At 38.4% G+C, this 25514-nt stretch carries 23 protein-coding genes; 7 read left to right on the top strand and 16 right to left on the bottom strand.

The window, feature by feature from the left end:
* Positions 1 to 178: 178 nt before the first annotated feature.
* Positions 179 to 748 (top strand): prolyl-tRNA synthetase associated domain-containing protein, encoded by a 570-nt coding sequence (locus bsdcttw_RS02690; protein ID WP_185257888.1) that lies wholly within the window; start codon positions 179 to 181, stop codon positions 746 to 748.
* 333 nt (positions 749 to 1081) lie between these two features.
* On the top strand, positions 1082 to 1525 hold the full coding sequence (locus bsdcttw_RS02685) for a YaiI/YqxD family protein (RefSeq protein ID WP_185257887.1): 444 nt from the start codon (positions 1082 to 1084) through the stop codon (positions 1523 to 1525).
* A gap of 61 nt (positions 1526 to 1586) precedes the next feature.
* Here the strand turns inward: bsdcttw_RS02685 and bsdcttw_RS02680 are convergent, their stop codons facing one another.
* A complete protein-coding gene (locus tag bsdcttw_RS02680; protein ID WP_185257886.1) occupies positions 1587 to 2213 on the bottom strand; it encodes an ECF transporter S component in 627 nt (208 codons plus the stop codon).
* Positions 2214 to 2253: 40 nt separating this feature from the next.
* Positions 2254 to 2595: a hypothetical protein gene (locus bsdcttw_RS02675; protein ID WP_185257885.1), complete on the bottom strand. Its 342-nt coding sequence runs from the start codon at positions 2593 to 2595 to the stop codon at positions 2254 to 2256.
* A 188-nt stretch (positions 2596 to 2783) separates the two neighbouring features.
* Here bsdcttw_RS02675 and bsdcttw_RS02670 point away from each other — a divergent pair, with 188 nt between their 5' ends.
* A complete protein-coding gene (locus bsdcttw_RS02670) occupies positions 2784 to 3656 on the top strand; it encodes a serine hydrolase domain-containing protein (RefSeq protein ID WP_185257884.1) in 873 nt (290 codons plus the stop codon).
* Position 3657: 1 nt separating this feature from the next.
* On the opposite strand, the gene bsdcttw_RS02665 is transcribed toward bsdcttw_RS02670, so the two are convergent.
* A complete protein-coding gene (locus bsdcttw_RS02665) occupies positions 3658 to 5589 on the bottom strand; it encodes an adenine deaminase (RefSeq protein WP_225903773.1) in 1932 nt (643 codons plus the stop codon).
* Positions 5590 to 6049: 460 nt separating this feature from the next.
* Between bsdcttw_RS02665 and bsdcttw_RS02660 the strand changes: the two genes are divergently transcribed.
* Positions 6050 to 6268 (top strand): PF20097 family protein, encoded by a 219-nt coding sequence (locus bsdcttw_RS02660; protein WP_207726483.1) that lies wholly within the window; start codon positions 6050 to 6052, stop codon positions 6266 to 6268.
* A 104-nt stretch (positions 6269 to 6372) separates the two neighbouring features.
* Positions 6373 to 7038 carry a hypothetical protein gene (locus tag bsdcttw_RS24885; protein WP_197979820.1) on the top strand — a complete coding sequence of 222 codons (666 nt, stop codon included), beginning with the start codon at positions 6373 to 6375 and terminating at the stop codon, positions 7036 to 7038.
* A 178-nt stretch (positions 7039 to 7216) separates the two neighbouring features.
* Here the strand turns inward: bsdcttw_RS24885 and bsdcttw_RS02650 are convergent, their stop codons facing one another.
* Positions 7217 to 9658, bottom strand: coding sequence for a GH36-type glycosyl hydrolase domain-containing protein (locus bsdcttw_RS02650; RefSeq protein ID WP_185257882.1), 2442 nt, complete (start codon positions 9656 to 9658; stop codon positions 7217 to 7219).
* A 607-nt stretch (positions 9659 to 10265) separates the two neighbouring features.
* Here bsdcttw_RS02650 and bsdcttw_RS02645 point away from each other — a divergent pair.
* Together bsdcttw_RS02645 and bsdcttw_RS02640 are read left to right on the top strand one after the other, a co-directional pair.
* A complete protein-coding gene (locus bsdcttw_RS02645; RefSeq protein WP_207726482.1) occupies positions 10266 to 10997 on the top strand; it encodes a hypothetical protein in 732 nt (243 codons plus the stop codon).
* 94 nt (positions 10998 to 11091) lie between these two features.
* Entirely contained in the window at positions 11092 to 11931 is an 840-nt protein-coding gene (locus bsdcttw_RS02640) for a hypothetical protein (RefSeq protein ID WP_185257880.1), read from the top strand.
* A gap of 171 nt (positions 11932 to 12102) precedes the next feature.
* On the opposite strand, the gene bsdcttw_RS02635 is transcribed toward bsdcttw_RS02640, so the two are convergent.
* From bsdcttw_RS02635 to bsdcttw_RS02580, 12 genes are all read right to left on the bottom strand, one after another.
* Positions 12103 to 13575 (bottom strand): helix-turn-helix transcriptional regulator, encoded by a 1473-nt coding sequence (locus bsdcttw_RS02635; protein ID WP_185257879.1) that lies wholly within the window; start codon positions 13573 to 13575, stop codon positions 12103 to 12105.
* A gap of 174 nt (positions 13576 to 13749) precedes the next feature.
* Entirely contained in the window at positions 13750 to 14835 is a 1086-nt protein-coding gene (gene asd / locus bsdcttw_RS02630; RefSeq protein WP_185257878.1) for an aspartate-semialdehyde dehydrogenase, read from the bottom strand.
* Between the two features lie 324 nt (positions 14836 to 15159).
* Complete coding sequence (dusB, locus tag bsdcttw_RS02625; protein WP_185257877.1) at positions 15160 to 16146, bottom strand: tRNA dihydrouridine synthase DusB; 987 nt, start codon at positions 16144 to 16146, stop codon at positions 15160 to 15162.
* A 160-nt stretch (positions 16147 to 16306) separates the two neighbouring features.
* Complete coding sequence (locus bsdcttw_RS02620; RefSeq protein ID WP_185257876.1) at positions 16307 to 17077, bottom strand: type III pantothenate kinase; 771 nt, start codon at positions 17075 to 17077, stop codon at positions 16307 to 16309.
* A 25-nt stretch (positions 17078 to 17102) separates the two neighbouring features.
* Positions 17103 to 17438 carry a DUF6145 family protein gene (locus bsdcttw_RS02615; RefSeq protein ID WP_185257875.1) on the bottom strand — a complete coding sequence of 112 codons (336 nt, stop codon included), beginning with the start codon at positions 17436 to 17438 and terminating at the stop codon, positions 17103 to 17105.
* Positions 17439 to 17458: 20 nt separating this feature from the next.
* Positions 17459 to 18172, bottom strand: coding sequence for a LiaF domain-containing protein (locus bsdcttw_RS02610; protein ID WP_185257874.1), 714 nt, complete (start codon positions 18170 to 18172; stop codon positions 17459 to 17461).
* Between the two features lie 109 nt (positions 18173 to 18281).
* Positions 18282 to 19205: a biotin--[acetyl-CoA-carboxylase] ligase gene (locus bsdcttw_RS02605; RefSeq protein WP_185257873.1), complete on the bottom strand. Its 924-nt coding sequence runs from the start codon at positions 19203 to 19205 to the stop codon at positions 18282 to 18284.
* A 67-nt stretch (positions 19206 to 19272) separates the two neighbouring features.
* Positions 19273 to 19548 carry a hypothetical protein gene (locus bsdcttw_RS02600; RefSeq protein WP_185257872.1) on the bottom strand — a complete coding sequence of 92 codons (276 nt, stop codon included), beginning with the start codon at positions 19546 to 19548 and terminating at the stop codon, positions 19273 to 19275.
* A 471-nt stretch (positions 19549 to 20019) separates the two neighbouring features.
* Positions 20020 to 20958 carry an ornithine carbamoyltransferase gene (argF, locus tag bsdcttw_RS02595; protein WP_185259670.1) on the bottom strand — a complete coding sequence of 313 codons (939 nt, stop codon included), beginning with the start codon at positions 20956 to 20958 and terminating at the stop codon, positions 20020 to 20022.
* Positions 20959 to 21200: 242 nt separating this feature from the next.
* The gene (locus tag bsdcttw_RS02590) at positions 21201 to 22391 is read right to left on the bottom strand and encodes a patatin-like phospholipase family protein (RefSeq protein ID WP_185257871.1); all 1191 of its coding nucleotides are present in this window, start codon (positions 22389 to 22391) and stop codon (positions 21201 to 21203) included.
* A gap of 86 nt (positions 22392 to 22477) precedes the next feature.
* Positions 22478 to 24346, bottom strand: coding sequence for an LTA synthase family protein (locus bsdcttw_RS02585; protein WP_185257870.1), 1869 nt, complete (start codon positions 24344 to 24346; stop codon positions 22478 to 22480).
* Positions 24347 to 24474: 128 nt separating this feature from the next.
* On the bottom strand, positions 24475 to 25224 hold the full coding sequence (locus bsdcttw_RS02580; protein ID WP_185257869.1) for a ThuA domain-containing protein: 750 nt from the start codon (positions 25222 to 25224) through the stop codon (positions 24475 to 24477).
* Positions 25225 to 25514: the final 290 nt, after the last annotated feature.

Raw genomic sequence — 25514 nt, 5'->3', positions numbered from 1 at the left:
GTTTTCATTATTTTGTTTCATTACTTATTTTCATTATTTATCTTCATTATTTTATTTCACTGTTTTATTTCATTGTTTTATTTCATTGTTTTGTTTCATGTATTTGCATGCTGGATTCTCTCTATCCATTTACATTCTTTGTTTAAGGTGCTAAACTACACAAAAAAGGAGGACTGCTATGAGCGACTTTTATATTGATCCTGTTATGTATACGACAAAGCCTTCCGGAAATGGACGGCTGGAAAAGGAAATGAGGGTTTATGACCTGTTTGAAGAGCTTTCCGTACCATTTATCCGTCTGGATCATGAGGTTACGCCTACTATTGAGGCATGCCATGATATTGATAAGCTGCTGGATATTAAGATCTGCAAGAATCTCTTCTTATGCAATGCCAACAAGACCAAGTTCTATCTCTTAATGCTTCCCGGTGATAAGAAGTTTCGAACTGCTGAGCTTTCAAAACAGATTAACAGTCCCAGACTTTCCTTTGCTTCCTCTGAATATATGGAGGAATATCTTGATATCACCCCCGGCTCTGTCAGTGTTATGGGACTTATGAACGATAAGGACAATAAGGTGGAACTGCTGGTGGATGAAGATATTCTTAAGGAGGAGTACTTCGGCTGTCATCCCTGTATTAATACTACAAGTCTAAAACTTCGGGTTTCGGATTTAACGGAAAAAATTCTTCCTGCTATTCACCACACAATGACGGTGGTAAGCTTATCTTACGAAATATCTATTTAGAAGTAATATTGTCCCCGTTCACGAGATATAATACTGTAGATATTAGCTGTGTCTGCCGTATCCTTGGCACCATTTTGCGGTTCGTAAAATGGTATATTATACGATGTTAGTCGAGTTCAACTACTGATTCAGGAATATCCAATCGTCGATTGGATATTCGCGAAAGGGGTTAGGTTGAAAAACTTAAACGGTTTTTCAACTACTGATTCAGGAATATCCAATCGCTGATTGGATATTCGCGAAAGGGGTTAGGTTGAAAAACTTAAAACGGTTTTTCAACTACTAATTCAGGAATATCCAATCGTTGATTGGATATTCACGAAAGGGGTAATAATGAAGATATTAGTTGATGCGGATGCTTGTCCCGTAAAAAGCATTATCGAAAAGGTTGCAAAAAACCTTCATATAAGAGTTTTGATGGTGATTGATACCAGTCATATCTTAGAATCGGAATACAGTGAAGTTATACAGGTGAGCAAAGCACCGGATGCGGTGGATATTGCTCTTATTAACCGTACCGAAGCCGGAGATATCGTAGTAACCCAGGATTATGGTGTTGCTTCCATGGCTCTTGGCAGGAAAGCATTTGCTATCAATCAAAACGGGAAGTATTATACAGAAGAAAATATAGACCTAATGATGTTTGAACGTCACCTTGCTGCAAAACAAAGAAGAGCCGGGGCACGCACTAACACTATGAAAAAGCGCTCCAAAGAAGATGATCTTCATTTTGAAACTGCCTTTTTAGGGCTGTGCAGCCAGGCTCTTCTAAATTAAATTTGAATCAAAATATCAATTTATGCTAGAACAAATCCAAATTCTATGCATATTCTTAAGATTAAGCTCTGCTTTCTCTTGCATTTCTCTTTACAAATGCATCCAGAGCTCTGGCAATTGCAGCCCCAATAATAAGACAGGTAGCCGCTTCCACCAGACCGTTGATTCCAACCATAGCAATTACAAACTGAATGATATTTTTACTTCCGAAACTATCTGCTATTCCCTGAATAAAATCACTGCGGTAGAAAAATGCTAACAGCGAAGTCATAAAGAAAACAGTATTTAATATAGGTCCGATAAGGCTTGCAATGGGATAAGCTGTTTCCTTTAAGCCGCTCTTTCTTAGCCCTTTAAAAATAAGTCCCGTAAGCCATCCCATCAGAATACGCGGTATCAGACAGGTAATAAAGGTAGCTACCGGATTAATGGCAAGAAGAGCAACACCAAAAGCGCTTAGACCAAAACACTGGATAAAGCTTGTGATACCGAAGACACCACCAAGAAAAGCTCCGGCAGCAGGTCCTAATACGATAGCACCAATCGTAACAGGTATTACAATCAATGAAATTTCAAGTCCAAAAGTTTTAATATATCCAATAGGGGTAAATGCCATTAACAGAACAATGGCAGTCAGTAATGCCAACTGTGTTAATTTAAGTGTGTTCACTCCGGTTTTTGTTCTCATAAGAATTCCTCCTTGATTCTCTCTTATTATTCTTCATTTTTCAGTAAAATATGTTTTCCTTATCTCCTGCTATTGTTTTGTTTTTCCTAACAAAAAACGCTGTCTGCTTTCGGGTTACCGGTAACCTCATGGCATAACAGCGTTCTTTCTCTCTATTACTTTGCTGTTGGTGCCAAGGCACAACAGCAGAAACTAAACATTCACAAATTTGCTTTCCTTTAGTTCCCGCCGTTCTTACCGCCCGGTCAAGACTGTTAAGATTCACAAAACAGTAAACAGAAGTGCAATCCATCTCTGCCCTTATTCTACCGCCCCATATACTGAGTGCAGTGAATGGTTTCAGAGTGGTATAGCCGGATAAAGGGGTATCCCTTCCTGCCATAGCAACTCCTCCTTATGTTTTTGTTCTTTTATTTTAGCCTTAAATTCTCCAAATAGCAAGAGGAAATTTCCATCTGGAGTTTTAGCTTGATTTCCCTTATAATAACACGAGAATATTATGTATGTACTTTCTTAATTCCAATGCTCGAATACCATATCATTAATCTGATAATCGCGAAAGGGGTAAGCATGTTTAATAATTTTATCCATAAGGTCATAGAAAATAATTGGCCGGTCTATGGCATAGAAATTTTTTCCCATGGGCATATCGTCTGCAAATACGACTTTTCATCTGAGGAACGTCATCCCATTTATTCTGCTACGAAATCTTTCACTGCAACGGCTGCAGGTATTGCTGCTGCGGAAGGTAAATTTAAGTTAGAGGCCTCTGTCTATGATTATCTAAGAGAGGAAATCTCGTCAAATATTTCGGAGGAACAATTACATACTCTGCAAAGAATAACTATGAAAAGGCTCCTTACCATGTCGGTATCCGGTTACCCCTTCCGTCCGGAGGGAGGGAACTGGCTGGACTTTTGCCTTACTTATCCTATCCCTTATAGTGAAATCCCTGCCTTTGAGTATTCCAATATCCCAGCCTATCTCGTAGGAGTGGCTGTAGAAAAAGCGGTGGGCGAACACTTAATAAGTTATTTAGGTCCCCGGCTGTTGGAGCCTCTTGGTATTGAAAACCTTGAATATTTAAATTGCCCTTCCGGACATTTTTATGGTGCTTCCGGTATGTCTCTTACGGTAAATGAACTTAGCCGTCTGGGACAGTTATACTTACAGATGGGACAATACAATAACAGGCAGCTGCTTTTAGAAAGCTGGGTCAGGGAAGCTACCTCCATACAGCAAATGAACCGTGAAGGCGGATACGGATATTATTTCTGGAAATACAAAGATGGATTCAGCATTAACGGAAAATGGGGCCAAAAGTGCTTTGTCTTCCCTGCAAAACAGCTTATGATTACCTACCTGGCTAATTTTAAAGAACAACCGGATACTGTCCGTCTTGCTATGGAACAGGATATACTTCCACAGTTTGGGATTTATTAAACTAAAAGTATACCGGCAGTATTTCCTGTGTCTTAGCATCAGCAAGACCTTTGGTTGTAAGCTTCAGTTTTGGAATAACAGACAGGGAAAGGAAGGCCAAGGTCATAAATGGGTCAATACCTGTCTTTACTCCAAGACTATAGGCTTTTTCTTTTAGCTCTTCAAGAATTTTATCCACCGATTCGGCACTCTCCTCGCTCATTAATCCACCGATTGGAAGCGGTAATACACCTAAGGCTTCTCCGTTCTTAACTACTGCCACACCTCCATTATTCCTTCTTATCAGGTTGGCAGCAAGACTCATATCTTCTTCTGTCGTTCCCGCTACAATAATATTATGGGCATCATGGGCGATGCTGGAGGCGATGGCTCCTGCTCTAAGGCCATACCCTTTCATGAGTCCGATGCCGATATGACCGGTGTTTAAGTGACGCTCTATAACCGCAAGCTTAATAATATCTTCTGACAGACGAATCCCCGATTGAATATTTTCTTCACTTTCACAGGGCAGTATCAGCTCTTTTGTGATAAGTTCTCCAGGGATTAGCTCCATAATCCGCTTATAGCTACCTTTCCCTTGTAAATAAAAGTCCGATGGTCTTAATTCACTGCAGTGGAAAGACTGAAAGATTCTCTGTCTGTCTTCTTCTGACAAACTGCAGGACAACATTCTTTCTAATTTTAAATCTCCATTAGTCTTTGACTCCTCAAAGGCATTTTGTTCATCTGGCTTTATATTACCTGTATTTCCATTAATTTTATTCTTACTAGAACAATATTCCTCCGATACTACCTTGCCATCCTTTGCTACAAGTTTCCCCTCCCGATAAACTGAATCTACCGTAAAATGCACCAGATCCTTTAAAATCACCAGATCTGCAAAGTATCCGGGAGCGACAGCCCCTCGGTCCTTTAAACCAAAGTACTGGGCAGGGTGCAGGGTTACCATCTGTATGGCAGTGACCGGATTCGCCCCATATTCTCTTGCTTTACGCAGTAAATAATCTAGGTGTCCCAAACGGATAAGCTCTCCCGGATGCCTGTCATCGGTAACCAGCATACAGCGGTTGGAATAGGGCGGCTTTAAAAGCTCTTTTAAGCTTTCCATATTTCTTGCTGCTGTACCTTCTCTTATCATGATCCACTGGCCTCTTCGCAGCTTTTCCAAGGCCTCGGACTTCTCGGCACATTCATGGTCCGAGGCGATTCCGGCGGTACAGTAAGCATTGATCTCCTTCCCTTTTATATCTGGAGCATGCCCATCCGCTATTTTTCCAAAATGTTTTGCTAATTCTATTTTCCGAACTATCTCTTCTTCTCCTCTGACGGTACCTAAGAAATCCATTACCTCTGCAAGGCCTAATACATTTTCTTCCCCCATGAACTCCAGCAGCTCTTCTGCCCGGAGGATGGCTCCGGATTCCTCTAAGGGAGTTGCCGGGACACAGGAAGGCAGCATCATATAAACCTTAAGGGGAAGGTTCCTGGATTCCTCCAGCATATACCGAAGACCTGCTTTTCCGGCTACATTTGTTATCTCATGGGGGTCTGTTATAACAGAGGTGGTGCCATGGGGAACTACCGCATCGGAAAAGGCTTTGGGAGACAGCATGGAGCTTTCAATATGGATGTGCCCGTCAATAAAGCCCGGCGCTATGAACTTATTGCGGCAGTCAATTATCTTTACCTCCTGCCCTTCCGAGGCATTCTCTGTGTATCTTCCGATTCCAACTATTTTTCCTTTATGAACTGCTACATCTCCAAATTCCAGTTCTCCCGTAAATACATTTACGATACCGGCATTTTGAAAGATGGTATCCGGCTGTCTATTCCCGGCGGCTGCTTGTATTCTCTCTTGCTGCTCTATAATTAATTCCTTGAATTCCTTTGATTGTAATATACTTTTGTTATCTATCATGTTAGAAATCTCCATACTTACCGCCTCCTTACTGATTCTGTTAGTTCCTGCAATATACATAATGCTTTGTTAGATTTTCTTGCAGGTGCTTACGTTAAGGTATAATTTTATGTTTCTCGCTCTTAATTGTAATGTTATTAAATTTTAAATAATATATTACTCAGATTTCACGAGAATTGTCAAATGAATTATTTCACATTATATTTTCAATGGCATAAGAAACACAATGTACCCAGAACTATTTCGTTTTTGAGACTAGAGCTCAATATAATAATCTTGTGGCTACAAAATATACACCAAGTAAGGGCATATCAGGCTATGTCTATAAAAAATTTGATAAATATGATGTTGTATGGTTTTCTACAACATCTATTTCATTAGTTAATTGAGAAATGGATTAATATCTCTCCTGTATTTAAATACAAAGGTATGCTAATATACATAATATATAACGCTTAATAAAGGGGGAGTTACGATGCTTTGTCCATATTGTAATAATGAAATGAAACCAGGAACTATTGATGTATATGATACATTAAGCTGGTCGCCAGAAGGAGAATCCAGAAAAGGAGCAACGAAATTTAGCATTGCAAAAAATGGAATATTATTAGCTAAATTTTTTCTTCTATTGCCTGCAGTAAAAGAAGCTTATTATTGTTCAAATTGTAAGAAAATTATTATGGATGTGGAATAATATATTATTCGATATGCATTCAATTTACTGTATGGTATAATATGGATGCCGTCTATGGCGATTTATGTGGACTGCAACTTATATTACTCAGGAGAAGATGACAAATGAAAGAAAAAACAACAGAAGTAAAAGGAATTCATTATTTACGGTTAGCATTATTCGCATTTGCAGGCTTGGGAATCGAAACTATCTACGCTTTTATGCTGGAGCCTATTATCTATGGCCATCCAATGGCCGATTGGAATGTTCCCCAGTATATTATCCACTGGGCCATTACCTGTATAACCTGGGCGGTTATCACGTATTTTATCTTAAAAACATCAAAAGAAAGATTCGGATTTAATCTATTTCATACAGAAGGAAAAATGAAAATCTGGCAATGGATATGTATCCTTCTTTGTATTGTTTTTTCACTAAGCCTTTCCTATTGGAACTGGGGTGGTTTCAAAGTAGTAAAAGAGTTTCAGCACAATGGGCTTATTAAATTTATCTTTCAATATATCTATTATGTTTTTGAAACCGTTTTATTTACCTTAATGCTTGTTTATGGACAGAAAGCATTTGAGCTGTGGTTTAAGAAGAAGAATATTCCTTATGGAGGTATCATATTAGCCTTAACATGGGGGCTGGTACACATCTTTACCAAAGGAAGTATTTCCGTAGGATTATTAACAGCTCTGTCAGGCTTTACCTACGGATTGGTTTATTTGCTTGTAAACAGAGATATAAAAAAAGCATTGCCAATATTATTTATTATGTTCATGTTGTAATGTATATCTAATTTCGAAATCAATCGATACATATATTAAATAAATTTACGATATAGCTGTATATAAATTTTTACTGAATTTAAATTCTCACTCGAAAAACAGAAGTTGTAATAGCAAAAACCGGGAGGCTTAAAAAATAGCTCCCGGTTTTTATATATTGCTGTAAATCTATATTAAATTATTTCCCCATCGTTACAATAACTTCATGAACCTTGCCATCGCCAACAGAAGGAATAACTGCCGAACCAACTTCTTTCCCATCTAAGAGAACGCTCTTAACTCCTTTTGATACATGATCAGGATTATTTATTGTTACCTGATAGGTATCTCCTCTGAACTTTCTGGTAACCTGATAGGTATCCCAAGCCTTTGGAATTGCAGGGTCAATTAAGAGGCCGTCATAATCCGGTTTGATTCCGAGGATATACTGGGTAATCGCAACAAAGTTCCAGGAAGCTGTTCCGGTAAGCCAGGAATTCTTTGCTTCGCCAAAACGTTTCGCATCCTTACCTGCTACCATCTGAGAATATACATAGGGTTCCATACGATGTATCTCACTGTATTCTTCGGTGTAAGCCGGTGCGATTCTGGTATAGTAATCAAAGGCTTTATCTCCTCTTCCGGCTACTGCTTCCGCGCACATAATCCATGCGTTGTTATGGCAGAAGATTCCTGCATTTTCCTTGTATCCGGCCGGATAAGTAGAGATTTCGCCATACTCCACATAGTACTTTGTAAAGGCAGGATTGTTCAGTACAAGACCATATTTGGTGCCAAGTCTTTCTTCTACGGCATCGAGAGCCTTGATTGCTTTGCCATCAGAGAGACCAACACCACCCATGATACAAAGTCCCTGGGATTCAATGAATATCTTACCTTCTTCACATTCGTTACTGCCGACTTTTTTTCCGTAATCATCATAAGCTCTTAAGAACCATTCGCCGTCATAGCCATGTTCCATAATAACTTCTTCCATCTTGACTACTTCTCTCTCAGCTCTGAGACTTTCTTCTTCCTTGCCGTATTTCTTCATAAGTTCTGCATACTCTTTACCGATGTATACAAACATTCCGGCTATCATAACGGACTCTGCCACTCTTCCGTCCTTACTGGTTGTTGTTTGGAAGGACTCACCGGGTTCCATAGAGAAGCAGTTTAAGTTCAGACAATCATTCCAGTCAGCTCTTCCGATAAGCGGCAGTCCATGAGGTCCCAGATTGTTGATGACATGGTCGAAGGATCTCTTTAAATGCTCTGCCAGAGAAGTAGCCGTACTCTCATCGTTATCGTAAGGTGTGGAAACTTCCAGTATGCTGTAATCTCCGGTCTCTTTAACATAGGCAACTACGGCAAGAATCAGCCATAAAGGATCATCGTTAAAGTTTCCGCCGATTTCATCATTTCCCCTTTTGGTAAGAGGCTGATACTGATGATATGCTCCGCCGTCTTCTAACTGGGTGGAAGCCAGATCTATAATACGCTCTCTTGCCCTGTCAGGTATCTGATGCAAGAATCCTAGTAAATCCTGGTTGGAATCACGGAATCCCATTCCGCGGCCGATTCCGGATTCAAAGTAAGAAGCACTTCTGGATAAATTAAAGGTTACCATACACTGATACTGATTCCAAATATTTACCATGCGGTTCAACTTATCTTCCTTGGAAACCAAAGTATATCTTGATAGTAAGTCATCCCAGTAATCCCTTAATTTCTCGAGAGCCTTATCCGCTTTTTCTGCTGTCCCAAACTCTTCCATCATCTTGTGAGCTTTGGTTTTATTTATTACATTCTTAGACTCCCACTTATCTTCTAATTCATTTTCTACATATCCTAAGATGAACACAAATTCCTTCGTTTCGCCGGGATTTAAGCTAATGTCCAGGCTATGAGAAGCAATGGGTGACCAGCCGTCAGCCACGGAATTCCTTGACTTTCCGGAAAATACAGCTTCAGGATCATGGAAGCCGTTATAAGTACCAAGGAAGCTTTCTCTGTCAGAATCAAACCCTGCAATAGGCGCATTAACAGAGAAGAAGGCATAATGATTACGTCTTTCCTTGTATTCGGTTTTATGATAGATTGCGGAACCTTCTATCTCAACTTCTCCGGTGTTAAAGTTACGCTGAAAATTGGTCTGATCGTCTTGAGCATTCCACAGGCACCATTCAACAAAGGAGAAAAGGGTGATATCCTTCTTGGTATCTCCGGTATTCTTAACTACTACTTTATGCACTTCCCCATTGAAATCAATGGGTACAAAGAAAGTAACTTCTGTCTCTACGTGATTTCTCTCACCGGTTATTTTAGTATAGCCCATACCATGACGACATTCGTAACGGTCCAGTTCTTTTTTAACCGGTGCATATCCCGGTGACCACACATCTTTGTCATCATAGATATAATAATAACGTCCTCCGCCTAAATCAAGAGGTATATTATTATAGCGAAAACGTGTGATTCTTCTTAACTTGGCATCCTTATAAAAGCTATAACCGCCCCCTGTATTCGAAATGAGTGAAAAGAAATCCTGTGTTCCCAGATAGTTAATCCAAGGATAGGGGGTTGATACTGTATTGATAACATATTCTTTTCTGCTATCATCAAAATAACCGTATTGCATATTGCACGCTCCTTTACATTACTCCTTATTAGCCGTAATATTTACTAAATTTTCGTATTTTCATTACTTCTCTGCACCTGTAACGATATACTTACGCTATACTTTCATTATAGCCTATTACGTTATCCAATGCAACAATTACATTCATTAGAATTATCATTATTTTAAATATTTTTACGAAACTTTCGCAATATAGTTTAATTACTATACTTATCTTCTTTCTATAAGTCGAATATCTGATAACCTTCGCCCAGATCTCAAAAGGCTTGAATTTAAAGCATCATTTTTTAATCAGGAGAAAGTAAAAAATAAATTCAACTTATCTATACCATTTTCTATACTCAATAACTGTTGTATAAACTCTATTCCATCGATTTTTCACGAATATTTTAGAATTAATTTCTTTTTTTATTGAGTAAAACGTGGTAAACTACCTAAGTAAGTACAGCGACCAAAATATCGCTTTTATCAGAAATAAATAAGTCCTTCTGATAAGTTTATTATTAGGATAAAAGGCCAATTCTATCATAAAGAAACATTAAAATATATATGCCTTCTACCCAAAAGAGGAAATGATTCCTATATTACTGGAATGGAGAAGATAGCCATGATGAATGAATATAAATTAAAAGATTCCACGCTGGACGATAATGCTTCCATCTATGCACCCAGAGAAGAAAAAACCGAAAAACAGAAGTTAAAAGAAATGAATTTCAAAGAAAAGGTTGCCTATCTTAGAGACTATTATCTGCTAAAAACCATCGTCTGTCTGGCAGTCCTTGGTATAGCTGTTTATTTCATATATACGGTAGTAACCCCAAGACCGGTGACTCTGTTAGATACTACTATTATCAATTACACGTTATCGGATGATACCATAAACAAGATGACGGAAGACATGAACACCGTGCTGGTGAAGAACCCCAAGAAAGAAAACATTGTGATTGATGCTTCTTTTTATCTGGGAAACGGAAATGACAATTCGGAATACACCATGGGAAGTATTCAAAAGCTTCAAACTTATATATACACCGGTGAAATTGATGTAATGATTGCACCGGAATCCGTATTTCAATCCTATGCAACGACCGGCGTTTTCAGCAAATTGACCGATGTTCTTCCTACAGACCTTTTAACCAGTTTTTCAGACTCTCTCTTTAATTCTACTACAGAAGATAATACAGTACCCGGAGCTTATGGAGTCTATCTGGATAACACATCCTTATTTAAGGATATTTCCAATCCATCGGACAGACCGGTACTTGGCATCTTGGTGAACTCCAAGCATCAGGATAATGGAGTGGAATATATTAAATACCTTTTTAATTATAATAAATAGTCCATTAATATACCGCTGACACTGCTGTTGGCGGTATTTATGATTTCTGCCAACTTAAATAAATCTTGAGAAGATTATTGAGAGGAACTTTTTTATGAATAATTTAGATTCTAACTATTATGAAATGATTAAAAAAGCTATCGGCAGAAGTAACCGATCCGATCTCCAACATAATACCTCTTTTGAAGAATTGATATATTATGATGAATACAATAATATTATATTGAGAGAGATAAAATATTCAAGTAAAGATGTTACCTATGAAATTCATGACAATACATATGACCAATTAGGAAATCTGACAATTGAAAAATATACCTATATTATAAATAATAAGGCATACGCCTATGAAGTTAAGACCTTTTACGAATATGTCTATGATAATGAAAATCATATAATTCTTAGAAAGACCTTTAACCAGGACCATAGACTTTCTGAATTAATTAGGAATCAGTATGAACAGGATAAGCTGATAAAAAAGGAAGTGTATATAAACCTTAATGATAATATCGATTTTACAACCGGTTCTGATTACATTTATAAGCACTTGAAAAAGGTGCATTTCTATTATTACAATGAAAAAAATAAGTTATTGCAAGAGAAAGTGTGTTTACCTTCAGGAGTAATAAGTTGTTATATTATATATACAAAAACAGGAATGGTTGAAAGAGTTGAAAATCCATTTAAATCCGGATACTCCTGGTCAATTGAATCCATTTGTGCCGGAAGTTACGAGATTTCTGTTAAGGAAAGCATATTTAATGATGAGATATTAAAAAGTATAGTGGATTTGTTATGCGAACATTATATGGATTGTCATTGGATATTACTCGATTTATCAGCTGTCAGCAATCGTAATTTTAACGAAGAAAAAGTAAATGATATGATGAAGCTATATGGTACAAATAATAATATAATATTTAACTATATTTAAAAAAGGGGTCTGTTTATAGTTTCGTGTAAACTCATTTTACAGTATATCATAATTGGGGCTTAAATATAAATACACATAAACCCATGAAACACAGTCAGGACAAGGGTTCCAGCCTTTACGGCATTACATGGGTTTATTAATAAAAACTAAAGTTGTACTTTTTATCTATCCCTATTTGACAGTGGCCAAATCTTCTTTACATAATATCTTTTCAATCTGTTCTATTGCCTCTCTGTCTTTCGCCATTGCCTTTCTGCCTTCTTCTGCAAGAATTTTACGCAGCTTCTGGTCTCTGAATTTCTCATACCCATTTTCATCAAAAGACAATCCCTGACTCCACAGAAATCCTCCATAGCTGGCACATTCCTCCCATGCCTCTATTGCAATTTGTAATTCAACCGCCCACTCAGGGAATTTCTCAATTACTCTCCTGTAGTAATCTAAGATATTATTTCGTTGATATATTTGTCCCAGCGTATCACAATAAATAATAAATCTGTGTTCCAAACTGTTAACACCATCGGTGCTATCAGCTAAATCATCCGATGCATACACGCAGCATTTTGAAAAATCATCAAATTCCAGCTGTGTCAAGAAGGCTTCCCAAGCTGCAAATCCTACCTTTCGCCCATGTATTTCATTCTTTCTTGCATGGGCTGTAATTATCTTAAATGCTTCCATAATACATTCTTTTTCGGACTTTGGCTGTGTCTTTTCCGTTAGCAGAATATAAGCATTAAGCTCCTTCTCCCAATTAGCTCTAACTAGCGGCCTGTCATGCTCCTGGTAATAGTCCCAGCCAATAATCTTTTCACCATTCTCTTCAAAACCAAAAAATACGTCAAATTCATGTTTACAGCCATCATCTGTTATTCCTTGCGCCAGAACAGGGATTCCTTTATTAATTGAATCTACAAAGTCCTGCCTGATTTGCTTTTCCTCTGTATTGATGAGGCTTCCGGTTTCATCCCGCAAAAGTGTGATTATCTTCACTTTCCAACCGATAGCGTTCAGTAGTCTCATCTGATTCTTATAAGGCGTATCATTACAGTTTTCAAAATCTTCATTACCAAAAATCCATTTTCCCGCAGTCCAGCAAAATCTGTTTCCGAAACCACTGTAGGCTAATAATTGAGAATTGCTGAAATCTTCATCCATGCTTTTTAAAACACCATACAATGCACCGGTAAATGAAGTCATGTATGACATATTATCCGATGACATGGTGATTAAAGGTACATTTGAAATTAATTTTCTTGTCATATTAAATCCTCCTCTAATATCAATTTGTATTGAAAGAGGCTTGAATATTTTTAAATCGGAATTGGATATTCTTGCAGTAGATGGTGTAACATTATGAAATCTGGTAAAAGCTTTCGTAAAACTCTCCGCAGTTTCATAGCCATACTTTAGAGCTATATCAATTATTTTTTCATCCGATTCTACGACATCTCTCCCTGCAAGTGTTAACCTTCTGAATCTGACATAGTCACCTACTGTCATGCCTGTAACAACGCTGAATATCCTTTGAAAATTTGCACTAGACGAATAAACACTTTTTGAGATCTGATCTATATCCAAGTTATTGCAAAGATTATCTTCGATATAATTTATCGCCTTTTGCATGCTTTGCATCCATTCCATAATCTAACCTCCAATAGAGTAAGAATATCATAGAAATTATTTTTCAACTTGTCTTAAAATGCTTGAATGTGTCCGGGTAAAACATGAAAAAACTCACCTTATAACAGGCAGATGACTAAAGTTGTCTGTTACAAGGTGAGCCGATTATTATCTATTATAGTGTTATATTGGTATTTAAGCTTTTGCAGTAATATAATTTTTTGCAGTCAGAAGCTCTGCTATTAATACACCGCCTCCGGCAGCTCCTCTTAAGGTATTATGTGAAAGTCCGACGAATTTGTAGTCAAATACCGTATCTTCTCTTAAACGGCCAATGGATACGCCCATTCCGCCTTCATAATCCCTGTCAAGCTTTGTCTGAGGACGATTATCTTCCTCCAGGTACTGGATAAACTGCTTTGGTGCCAAAGGAAGTTCTAATTCCTGAGGCAGACCTTTGAACTCTTTCCAGGCTTTCAGAATCTCTTCCTTAGAAGGTTTCTTTTCAAAGTTTACAAAGATTGCAGCGGTATGTCCGTCTGTTACCGGTACTCTTATGCACTGGGTCGTAATCAGAGGTGCAGCTGCCTTTTCAAGCTTGCCGTCTACTACCTTGCCGAATATCTTTAAGGGTTCCTGTTCGCTCTTCTCTTCCTCACCACCGATAAAAGGAATTACATTATCTAACATCTCCGGCCATTCATCAAAGTTCTTGCCTGCACCGGATATTGCCTGATATGTGGTTGCTACTACAAGCTTCGGTCCGAATTCTTTTAAAGCATAAAGAGCAGGGGTATAGCTTTGTATGGAACAGTTGGGTTTTACTACAATAAATCCTTTTTCTGTACCAAGACGCTTCTTCTGAAATGGAATCAACTCCAAATGCTCTGGATTTAATTCAGGAATTACCATAGGTACATCGGGGGTCCATCTATGAGCACTGTTATTGGATACAACAGGTGTTTCCGCTTTGGCATAGGCTTCCTCAATCGCTTTGATTTCATCCTTGGTCATATCCACTGCACTGAATACAAAATCAACTTTACTGCTGACTTCTTCCACATCATTTACATTCATAACAATAATATTCTTAACAGCCTCCGGCATTGGGGTAGGCATCTTCCATCTGCTTCCTACTGCCTCTTCATAGGTCTTTCCGGCACTTCTGGGACTTGCAGCAACTACCGCCACTTCAAACCAGGGATGATTCTCTAACAAAGATACGAAACGCTGGCCTACCATACCGGTACCGCCAAGAATACCAACTCTTAACTTACTCATACATACCTCCATGTGGTGTGCCTTGCAGACATCTTACAGCCTGCGGCACATATTCCAATCAAAAGTGGAAATAATGCGTACAATCTGCATTCTTTCGATGGATACCAATTCACCTATTCCATATTTATGCGGCAGTTACGGATTTGTGTGTCCGCCTATTGCGTACATCTGTCGCTCTAATAAATATATTACTATTACAATCTATAAAAATCAACCTTTTTCTATTAAATATTCATTTATTGTTTATATTGTTGAATCTATTTGCTTTTTTAGAATTATCATTGTGACTTATTTTATAGAGATTCAAAACAATAAAATGAATCTCTAAACGCGTCCCAGCTCTCTTACTGTATCCTGATAAGTAAATAAGAGTTCTTCCAGTTCGGCATAGGTTTCAACTTTATTCACATTCTGCCTGAATCTGGCAGCCAAAGGATATCCAAAGGTATACCAGGCTACATGCTTTCGCATCTCCCTGATACCAACATATTCACCTTTATACTGCACCGCGAGTCTGCCATGATAGAGCATCATATCTATTGCTTCCCTTAAGGATGGTTTTTGAATATCTGTATTATTATTCATATATTCTTTTATTTGCTTAAAGATCCAAGGGTTTCCCTGAGCTCCTCTTGCAATCATAACCGCATCACAGCCGGTTTCTTTTTGGATTCTGATGGCTTCCTCCGGTGAGCTTACATCTCCATTTCCAATTACCGGTATGGAAACAGCTTCTTTTACTCTTCGAATAATTTCCCAGTCTGCCTTTCCGCTGTAATACTGCTCTCTGGTTCTTCCATGAACTGCAATAGCTGCTGCACCATTAGCTTCTGCAATCTTAGCCACCTCTACGGCATTCACTTCCGCTTCGTTAAAGCCCCGTCTGATCTTTACCGTTACCGGTTTATTTATAGCTTTTGACATGGCATAAACAATCTCTCCAACAAGTTTTGGTTCACGCATAAGTGCTGAACCTTCCCCGTTGTTCACTACCTTGGGAACAGGACAGCCCATATTAACATCTAAGATATCAAAGTTACGGTGCTCGATACTTTTGGCTGTTTCACTAAGGATAACCGGGTCTCTTCCAAATAGCTGAAGTGCTACCGGCCTTTCTTCTTCCTTTACAAGAAGAAGTTCTTCTGTATTTTTATTATGATACTGTATTCCCTTTGCGCTGACCATTTCGGTATAGATTAAGTCAGCACCTTGTTCTTTGCATAACAGACGAAAGGGTAAATCCGTTACCCCGGCCATCGGTCCAAGTACCAGATTTCCCCCTACCTCTACCTTTCCTATTTTAAAACTCATTCTAACCCCTTTCGTGAACATCCAAACTACTTGGATATTCGTTAATCGGCAGTTGAAAAACATCGCTTTGTTTATTCAACCTAACAGACTTTTAATCCTTAAGCCACATGGTACCGGATGGCTGGTGGCAAACATATCAATAAGAAGGTTTTACAATATGCTACTTCTTATTCTTATTATAGATAAGTCTAAGGCCTTTCAATGTAAGCTGCTGGTCATATATCTGTATAGTCTCTGTTGAATCGGCAATTATTTTACCCAGACCGCCTGTTGCAATTACCTTAATATCCGGAATTTTAGCTTCTTCTATTATCTTTTTAATGATGTACTCTGTTTGTCCTATATATCCATACACCAATCCTGCCTGCATGCTGGAGATAGTGTCCGTTGTCAGTATGGATTCCGGTTTTCTGATTTCTATTTCAGGAAGTTTAGCTGTCTCATTCCAGAGAGCATCCGCACAGATACGAATACCCGGGCTGGTAATTCCTGCAAGAAAGGTCCCATCCTTTGATATCAGGTCATAAGTAGTAGCCGTTCCAAAGTCAATTACAATCAAAGGTCCGCCGTAAAGGTCAAAGGCAGCTACAGCGTCTACTACCCTATCAGCTCCTACTTCTTTGGGATTAGCCACATTTATCTTAATACCTGTCTTCGTCCCGATGCCAACTTCCATCGGTGTTCTTTTCAGATATTTCATTATTCCATTTTTCAATGAATGCATGATTCCAGGCACTACACTGGCTACTATGACCGCTTCCACATCCGAAGATGTAATGCCCCTGTAATTAAGCAGTTCACATATAATAAGCCCATATTCATCCGAAGTTCTCTGAAGCTTAGTGGTAATGCGGAAGCTTCCTATTAACTCCTCTTCCTTAAAGACTCCGCAAGTAATATTGGTATTTCCTACATCAATAACTAGTAACATATCTTTACCTCATTTCTATTTTCACTTAAAGGGATATTTCTTCCCCAAGGAAAAATACTTTATAAAATAACTCCAGAGATTCCAATAATTCTTCTTTATTTCTCTGTAATTCTTTGATCTTAAGCACACTTCCGATTTCATCAAAAAGAAGGTCTCCCTCATCACTGCTTACGTTAAATAAAAGATTCCCTTCCTCATCAAACTCCAATGTAAGCACTCCGCCCACATCCTCCGTAAAGAGGACACTCATAATCTTTAACTCTTCTTTTATACTCTCCGGCAAGCTGTTAAAGTCCTCATTCAGATAATATTTCTGTTCATAAGAACTGCTTGCACATAAAATAACATTTTCCTGATACATAATCACTAATCCTTCCTGACTTATCTGATCTCTATTCCTCCCATAAAGCAGGTACCTCTGATATATACCGTTGCCTTATTCTCTTTTCTGGTAAAAGTACCATTAATCTTACTCTCAACTCCGCCCATAATAGGAACGCAGCTGACGGACACTTCCACACCGGAGGGAAGAAAGATATCTATTCCGCCTAAAAAGCAGTTTACATCTATTACAATATCTCTTGAAATGACAGCATTACGTAGATCAAGCTCTATATTTCCTGCTACTACTGTAAGCTCAGCACCGGTAAATTCATCCGTGCACTGAACTTTATTGGAGGCCAGGATACCGGTGTAGTTCTTCTTTTCTACATTCCCTTTCTCTGCTCCAGTATTTTCTCTTCTGGGATTATCCGTTCTGGTATTATCACTTCTTTTATATTCCTCATCCCCAGTGTAACTGTCGTAAGTATATTGAGTATAGTCTTCCTCCGTTTCACGTTGGAAAGCTTCCTCCTCGGTATAAGCTTCTCCAGAATAGTTCGGACTTGAATTATCTTCTATTGTTTTATCCGTTTCTCTTTCGCCCTGTTTTCCCCGAAAGATTATATGAACTCCAAATAGTATTAATATGAAGGATACAATTAAACCGGAAAAAGCACTCGGTTTTAGTATTCCCAAATTAGAACCAATCCATATAAGCCCAAATCCAAGTAAAAAAACACCCCATATTGTCTTTGACTTTTTATTTTGCATCTATAGACCCCTTTACTTTGAACTCTTCTGATTTTTATCCGGGAGTTCTTCCCTATATCATATATAAAAATGAAAAATAATTCAAGATAAAACTGGCTAGGGAATACTTTTAAACATAGCCAAGAACCCCTCTTACAGATACTTCCCCTGAAACTATTGTTTCTACTCCGTGCTCTTTTGTTTCAATCAAAAGAGCACCCTGTTCATTGATTCCCAAAGCTATTGCAGGGTATTCCTCCTCTTCTTTCAACACAAGAACCTGTTTTCCTTTATTAATCAGATATTCTTCATATTCTGCTTTTAATTCCGCTAAATCACCCTGACGCACAAATTCTTCGTAGTACTTCTCCAGACTGTTGCAGATTTCTGCAATGAGACAGCTGCGATTTAATTCCACTCCTTTTTCTAAGGAAAGAGAAGTAGCCTTAGCATATAACTCACTGGGAAATTCTTTTCTATTGGCATTGATTCCAATTCCAAGGATGATATTTATATCCACCATATCAGGCTTATCTTGTTCAGAAGCTGTCTCTGACCTGGCTTCATTTGTTGACCCGGCAGTTTTAACAGAATCACCGGTGGCGGTTCTCCCTGTTGTGATTTCTGTTAATATGCCACATACTTTTTTCCCATTAACAACGATATCATTTGGCCACTTAATAAAGGAAGCAAGTCCGCTTACACGCCTTATGGCACTATTCACCGCCATTGCCGCCACAAGGGTAAGCATGGGGCAGCTTGACACAGGAAGCTTCGGATTTAAGATAAAAGACATCCAGATACCGCCTTCTTTTGGCGAGCTCCAGTCTCTTCCTAAACGCCCTCTTCCATTTAACTGCTCCTCAGCCAGAATTAAAGCGCCGTGTAAGGCTCCCTTCACCAATTCTTCCTTTACCAGTCGCTTTGCCTGAGTATTGGTTGAATCAATCTGCTCATAATAAATTATCCTTCTTCCAAGGCTCCTTGTCACTAAGGTTTCTTCTATCTGACTAATTTCTATTTTATCCAAATCGTTATATATGCCCTTTTCCATTATAATCCCAGTCTTTCTTTACTCTATCCTATTTACTCCGTTAGCACTTTACTTCTGTCACCCTTCCCTATAATTGAAATATCAGGAAGATAGAAATCAGATAAACAAACCCGCCGACCACAAAAAATCCGATACTCGACTTCTTGTTATGAATAATTACTCTTTTTATTCCGTTGATAACATTGACAGTGCCCGCCAAGATTAAGGCCGCTATCATAATTACATAATTATTCGGATGGGTAAAATAAATGATAGCCAATATGATTAATAGTATCCCGATCATAACATTTATTATATCCAGGAGCAGCTTTTGCTCCTTTATTAACCTCAACCACTTTTTCATATTTCGCTCCCATCTGCGTGCTCAGTAGCACCCAAGGGTGCTACCGCACGCGTACAAAATCAGGGGGGAGTGAAAGATTTATCTTTCGCTCATACACCCATTTCATATCGCAGGTTAGCCTGCGATACTGCCACATATAAAAAGGAGTAAAAAAATCTGTCTGTGGCATCCTTTGAAATAATATTTTCTTTCACTCTAACCTCCTATGCACCGGTGATTTCACAGGCACAAACTTACGCAGTAATTATACCTTTAATCTTCCAACTTTACGGCACAATACTTCTAGAGGAATTATGTTTTTATAAATTCTAATTTATCACTAATGGTTAAGCCTTCAATTCGATGGCAATTTTGACCATTTTATAGATTTCTCTTTCTTACTAATCATATAAAAAGGCCGCCCCTCCGTCAAGTAGCAATTTGGAAAAGGGGCGGCACAAGGGCCAAATCTATGAAATTCAATGTATATTATTATAGATTTCCAAGGGTGGCAACCATAACTGCCTTTATCGTGTGCATTCTGTTTTCAGCTTCATCAAAGATAACCTCTGCATGGGCCTCAAATACTTCTTCTGTTACTTCATAGCCTTTTACCGCAGGAAGGCAGTGTAAGAATACGGTATTTTCCTTCCCTATCTTCTTCATAAGCTCGGCATTTACCTGGTAGGGTTTTAATAATGCTATTCGCTCTCCTGCCAAGGCCTCTTCCCCCATGGAGCACCAGACATCCGTATATACGGCATCTGCTTCCTTTGCTTCATCAACTGTATCGGTAACAGTAATACTACCGCCTGAAACCTTATTGTATTCCTGGCATTCCAAGATGAGCTCCTGATCTGTCCATAATTCTTTGGGTGACAGTACCGTAAAATGAATCCCCATCTTCGCACTGCCTATCATTAGACTATTTGCCATGTTATTACGTCCATCCCCTACATAGACCAATTTAAGGCCCTTTAAGGAGCCAAACTGTTCCTTTAGAGTAAGAAAATCTGCCAATATCTGCGTCGGATGATCCAGATCTGTAAGGCCATTCCATACCGGTACCCCGCTGTACTTGGCAAGTTTCTCTACTGTTTCCTGCTTAAAACCACGGAATTCGATTCCGTCAAACATTCTTCCCAGAACTCTTGCTGTATCTTCCACACTCTCTTTATGTCCTAACTGAATGTCATCCTTTCCCAGATATTCAGGATGGCCTCCCTCATCAACACAACCTACGGTAAATGCACATCTGGTTCTGGTGGAGGGTTTCTCGAAAATAAGTGCTATATTCTTCCCCTTTAGGCTGTTACCGGTAACTCCTTGCTTTTTCTTGGTTTTCAGATCTTTTGCCAGTTCCAGTAAATAATCAATTTCTTCTGGTGTATAATCTTTCAGAGTTAAAAAACTGCGTCCTTTTAAGTTCATACTTTTCTTTGCCAATTCTTGAACCATATTAAATAGTACAAAAATAACTGTTTCAGCAACTCTATCACATTGCAGACCAGGGCAATCCTCCTTTTCATTTTCTATTTCTTTATCCGAATATGTTTATTTATACATAATATATTATTTTTATTCATATGTCAAGGAGATTTCATAACTTGCAGTGCAGGTACACTTGTACAGCATTATCTCATGAATACCAATAAAAAAGCTGGTCCTCCTCCTTATCGAAAGATAACCAGCTTTATGATTAAAGTAAGAAATAACGAAATTTCAAAGCCTTTCTTTTGGCTTCGTTCATAATGTAATCTTATACGGTTTATCAGCTCTTCTTCCGTATAAACAGCGAATTTAGGTATATGAAGGGTTTTCGCTGACAACTCCAGGAGGCTGATATATAACTCCTCATAGGTCCAATCCTTTTGCAGCTTTAAACTCCCAGCCAGGTTCTGACAGACCCCTTCCAGAAAACGTCTTGTATAGACTTCTGTATTGCCGTAATCCAGCTTATAATATTCAAGTAACGCCATTTTGACCGCCTCATTGACATGAATAAAGCGATTGATGGCTTCCTCTTCCGATAAGTGGATATCCATGTAATAGATCTTGCCATTTAAAGAACGAAAACAGCGCAACCCGTCAAAGTAGCCCAAGTCAATATTTCTTTTACTCTTTTCCGGATTGAATTCCAGCATTCCGCCAAGCTGGGCTTTGGGAGATATCTGTGTTATATGGACATCTTCGGGGATTTTAACGTTTTTTTGCAATCCCAATCCAAAGATACGGATAACTATGATATGCTTATAACCTCTGTTTACCAGCATATCCACAGGGACATTGTTAAACATTCCACCATCTAAAAAACGCTGACCGTTAAGCTTCTCATTCTTAAAGGTCGGTAACAAAGAACTGGCTAAGAGGTAATCCTTTAGACTGTCTTCCTCCAGTTCCTGAGCTGTTATTTCCACTTCTTTCAGCTTATTTACAAGGAAGGTACCAAAGACAAACTCAAGAGGAGATTTCTTAATCTTCTCTACATCAATTTTCTCTTGCAGTAATTGTTTTAGAGGGGTAACATCAATCCCTTTTTCCGATATAATCCGGGTGGTATCTTTTGTCAGAGATTTTAGATCAAGATTTTTCAGATCTTTTTTCATGAGACACTGCATCTGCTTGTCATTGACATTCATAATATCAGAATAGGTGATATTCTTCCACATCTCTTCTGCCGCTTCATAGTCTCCCATACACATCAGTGCACCATTTATTGCACCAACTGACACGCCGGAGACTCCTTTTATCTTAATTTTGCATTCTAAAAGAGCCTTCCAGACACCAATCTGGTAGGCTCCTTTTGCTCCGCCGCCTTCAAGAACAATTCCATATTCTTTATCAAAGTCAAAAGTTTTTATCATATTCTTATTCCAACTTCCATGAAATTTGCAATATTGGGTAAGTCTATTGGCTTTGGAAAATATTAAAGTTTATTGTTTTTATGGTACTACTTATCCGTGCTGCTTTCTAAGGGCTCACGGTGTATATAGTTTTTAATCAGATCCTGATTCAGTATTTCCTCGGAGGTCTTCTTTATGGTGATCGCTCGATTGTAATCCTCTTCATAAAGGGAAGCATCAAGGGGCGCAGCTGTGTTGATATCCCAGGCTCTGCTGCCGTCAAATACACCCTCTCGTGAAATTTCAAACATTATATTGTTATGAATAAAGGAACCTTTAAACAAGTATGCTGTAAACGCTACAAACCCATCCTTGGCATTACACAAGTCCTGCCCAAGAACATAAGGCTGATTAAACTTAATACCCATAATGTTTGCAATGGTCGGAAGGAAATCAATCTGTCCGCCGGTAGTGTGTATCGTTTCCTTTACGCCACTGCCCGGAACATGTATCATAAGAGGAATACGAAGCATCTCATCATAATCATAGGTTCTGCCAAGATACTTCTCCATCATTTCCTTGTTGTTATCCATGTTAAGGTTAAGGGCATGATGGTCACCATATAAAGCAATTACTGAATTATCATAAAGCCCTGAAGCTTTTAATTCTGCTATAAACTGACCAAAGGCTTCATCAAAATAACGAACTGTCTTAAGATAGGAACCAAACTTTGTTCCTACATCCTCATCTTTTAACTTCAAGGTAACGTCCTTATCCTCAATTACAAAAGGATGATGTGATGTCAATGTTACTATGAAGCTGAAAAAGGGCTGTTTCTCTTTCTGCAGGATTCCTACCGCCTGGTGAAACATGGATTTATCAGAAATACCAAGTCCGATAATGTCACTCTGATCGAGATCCTCCATACTGTAGAAATTCTTGATTCCCTGTCCGGGGTAAGCTGCTTCACGGTTCCAGAATTCTCCCTTATAGCCATGCACAGCAAGTGTATCATATCCTTTATCCCTTAGAAGCCATGGTAGCCCATCAAAAGTATTGTTCTGATACAAGGTATAACATTCCCTGTCAATTACCGGGTAAAGACTGTTTAAGGTTGAAAATTCAGCATCAACCGTATTTCCTTTACCGATATTGGTATAATAACGGTCAAAATATATCGTGTCTTTTCCCAGAAAGGCATTTAAGTTTGGAGTCAGAACCTGCCCGTTGTACTCTGCGTTAATAACAAAATTCTGTAAGGCTTCTACCTGAATCAAAATCAGATTTTTGCCCTCTCCTATGTTCTTATACTTTGGTCCGCTGACTTGAGGTGTTACCTCTTTTACCGTATCTAATACCTCTTTCTCCGGTACTTCTTCTGTTACTACACTTTCGGTAATTGCATTGTAAATATCATTCACATGATTAGAGAAGAACTCCACACTGTTTACTTTATCAATGGTCTTACTGTCAAAAGGGTTCACCACCAGCAGAATAAAGATACTTACAAAAGCGATAGCAATGTACTTTAATTCACGTTTATAACTCCAGGCGGCCATCTTACTGTTATTTTTTATTAGCTTTTTAAAATAATAATAGATAATAGGAATATCAGCAAACAACAAAAAGCTAGCCGGTATCAGTGTTGCAACGAAACTGTCCGGTACTGCCGCAACGTTTTTCGCCTGCCACAACTGTTTTATGGAAACTGTCTGATTGTAATAATTATAGTACATGGTATCAGCAAACATAAGAAGGCTTAAAAGGCTGTATATAATCAGAAAAATAATATTTTTCCTCTTTAGCCTGCTTCTGATAAAGCTCAGGAATATAAGCCCTAAGGCTGATACACTGACCAGGATAAAAACAATATCCGATACATCCACATCAATCAATTTATAATATACAATCAGCTTTAATGCAAAGAACAATAAAATCATATAGGGAGACTTCAAGATCTCCTTTAATTTTTCCACTTACATCCTCTCCTTAACGACAAACTTCAATCAATTTACGAACTAGTAATGCCTAATTTATAATAGCTCATTGCCATTTTTTTATCAAGGAGGGAATTCTTAATTTTATCTTAACGATTTCAAAATTTTTACTGTTTTTCCTTTATTTTTTCCAAAGGTTCTGAAACGTTAACCGCCTGCTCCGGTCTTGAATCCCCTCGTTTAACAGGTGCTACATAATTTGTTGCATTGACAAGCACCTTTTTAACATTTTCATTATAGAAGGTCGGATATTCTTCATGACCCGGTCTGAAATAGAATATCTTACCTCTTCCTCTATAGAAGACGCAGCCGCTTCTGCATACATCTCCCCCTTCAAACCAGCTTATGAAAACCAGCTCGTCAGGATTCGGTATTTCGAATTGTTCTCCATACATCTCTTCCATCGGCAGCTCGAAGTATTCCCCGAGTCCTTCGGTAATGGGATGACCAGGCTCCACCACCCAGAGACGTTCTTTTTCATCTGCCACTCTCCATCTTAGATTACAGGAGGTTCCCATTAATTTGCGAAAGATTTTAGAGTGATGACCTGAATGAAGTACAATCAGACCCATTCCATTTAATACACGCATATGAACTTTCTCGACGATTTCATCACTAACCTCTTGATGTACCCAATGTCCCCACCAGAATAATACATCGGTATTATTTAATACTTCATCGGTAAGCCCATGTTCCGGTTCATCCAGTGTAGCAGTTCTTACTACATATTTATCATCGCCCTCAAAGTATTTCGCCAAAACGCCATGGATACCCTCCGGGTAGATTTCTCTTATTTTTTCCTCCAGTTGTTCATGACGAAATTCATTCCATATGGTAACTCTTATTTTTTCGCTCATTTTAGTTTCCTTTCTGTCAGCTTATTATTTCCCATATATGGCTATTTTATTGTATTCACTTCTATATAGATAATAATATTCTGCCATTTCATATTCTCTGTCGATTATTCAGAACATGTGAACTTCCTTTAATGTTCTCTTCAACAAATAACCTTACTATCTAAGCCTCAGAATGTCAATCAGCAAAATTACCGAAAGTAGTATGAATTATTAAAAAGAAATAATTCATACGCAAGATTTTGCCTGCGTTATCCTCGGCCCAATCTTGCAGGTTTCTGAAGAACTTTAGG

Origin of the sequence: Anaerocolumna chitinilytica, assembly GCF_014218355.1 — a bacterium.
Taxonomy (GTDB): Bacteria; Bacillota; Clostridia; order Lachnospirales; family Lachnospiraceae; genus Anaerocolumna; species Anaerocolumna chitinilytica.
Note: the sequence above shows the minus strand (reverse complement) of the source record. Positions and strands in the feature narration are given on the sequence as shown.